This is a genomic window from Nocardia sichangensis (assembly GCF_047200615.1).
In the GTDB taxonomy this organism is placed as follows: domain Bacteria; phylum Actinomycetota; class Actinomycetes; order Mycobacteriales; family Mycobacteriaceae; genus Nocardia; species Nocardia sichangensis.
On record NZ_JBJZOK010000147.1, the window covers coordinates 1 to 376 of the forward strand.

General features: G+C 59.3%; 1 pseudogene. It reads left to right on the forward strand.

Features of this window, described 5'->3' with window-relative positions:
* Positions 1 to 376 (forward strand): annotated as a pseudogene (locus tag ACL03I_RS39530) (DNA-directed RNA polymerase subunit beta); the annotation flags it as partial.

A 376-nucleotide genomic window follows, 5' to 3' on the forward strand; every position in this document is an offset into this window, starting at 1 on the left:
TCTCCGATCCGCGCTTCGAAGAGGTCAAGGCCTCGATCGATGAGTGCAAGGACAAGGACATGACGTATGCGGCTCCGTTGTTCGTGACGGCGGAGTTCATCAACAACAACACCGGTGAGATCAAGAGCCAGACGGTCTTCATGGGTGATTTCCCGATGATGACCGATAAGGGCACGTTCATCATCAACGGCACCGAGCGGGTCGTGGTGTCGCAGTTGGTGCGTTCGCCGGGTGTCTATTTCGACCACAGTGTCGACAAGGGCACGGAGAAGGACTTGCACAGTGTGCGGGTCATCCCGAGCCGTGGCGCGTGGCTGGAGTTCGATGTGGACAAGCGCGACACCGTGGGTGTGCGCATCGACCGCAAACGCCGCCA